General features: G+C 62.6%; 3 protein-coding genes. 1 reads left to right on the forward strand and 2 read right to left on the reverse strand.

Annotated elements, in window-relative coordinates; genetic code table 11:
* Positions 1-47: 47 nt before the first annotated feature.
* The gene (locus AC1DWF_RS32210; RefSeq protein ID WP_476785130.1) at positions 48-242 is read right to left on the reverse strand and encodes a hypothetical protein; all 195 of its coding nucleotides are present in this window, start codon (positions 240-242) and stop codon (positions 48-50) included.
* 56 nt (positions 243-298) lie between these two features.
* The gene (locus AC1DWF_RS32215; protein ID WP_476785129.1) at positions 299-502 is read right to left on the reverse strand and encodes a hypothetical protein; all 204 of its coding nucleotides are present in this window, start codon (positions 500-502) and stop codon (positions 299-301) included.
* 159 nt (positions 503-661) lie between these two features.
* On the opposite strand from AC1DWF_RS32215, the gene AC1DWF_RS32220 reads away from it, so the two are divergent.
* Positions 662-1,165 (forward strand): LuxR C-terminal-related transcriptional regulator (locus AC1DWF_RS32220; protein WP_476842596.1); only part of this gene is annotated, 504 nt, incomplete at its 3' end.

Consider the following 1,165-nt stretch of genomic DNA (forward strand, 5'->3'; position numbering starts at 1 on the left):
CGCCAAGCTGCGCGACAGCGGCGTCGATATCCGCGTTTAGCGCGCTCTCAGTTGTAAAAACGATACCGTTCACCCCGCCTTTGCGTCTCGCGGCTTATGCCGATATCGCGCAGCAGATGCCGCGACAGGTCGCAAATCCGCGCCTCGCCACGCGTCACCTTGCGCCGCGGCAGTGCGGCAAACAGCAGCCGGATTGCGGATCGAACCTTGGTCAGCAGCTTCGGTGCGGATCGACCAGTCACGGATGCTCGCGGCACAGATGTTACCTTCAACGACCCAGACATGACGGCAGTCCGCCTCAGGTCGCGGGAAACAAGGAACGCGTGCCGAAATGGCGAAGCGCCGACAGCAGATCGCCGAAAGCCGGCAGTCTCCAGTCACCGGCATTTGTCACAACAACCGACTGCTTCGGAAACTCGCCAATTGTTACACCTCCCGAAGTGCCCAAGCCTGTCATCACGATCAGCGCCAGCGACGCCGCAGCCATCAAGAGTCTGCGCATGAAAACCTCCTGTTGAAAGGGCGCGGTATCGCACCCGTAACTTGAGGCTAGGGCCCCACGAGGACACGCGGCATCGTGCAGATGCAGTGTTTTTGCGCCGGATCTGTAGTATTTCTGGCGTTGCTGCGGCGCATCGGCGCTCGGGGGAGATTTCAATCGATGTCCCACAACGGCCACACAAACGACCCGCTCGCCGGCCTTTCGGCGCGCGAGCGCGCGGTGGCCAGCATGTTCGCCGCCGGGCTCACCTACCGCAAGATCGGCGAGAGCCTGTTCATCGCACCGACCACCGTTCGCACGCATCTGTCGACGATCTACCGCAAGCTCGGCGTCGGCACCAAGCTCGGCCTGGCGCAACTCGTTGCCGCAACTCCCGATCCAGTGCGGGTCGATGGCCAAATCGAGGCTGGTTTTCCCCCGCCCTCGCTCGCGCAAGCCGCATCCGCGACGCCGCCCTTGCCGATCCTGGTGCTGCCGCTCAAGAACATCTCCGGCGATGCCGAGCAGGACTATTTCGCCAACGGCATCACCGAAGACATCATCACCGATCTGTTCAAGGTTTCTGGCCTATCCGTCCTCGGCCGCAACGCGATGATCACCTTCGGCAACGCTGCCGAAAGCCCGCAGGAATGGGGCGCTCGTTTCAACGCTGCGGCCTTCCTC

The sequence above is a fragment of the Aminobacter sp. P4_D5 genome (assembly GCF_056401815.1).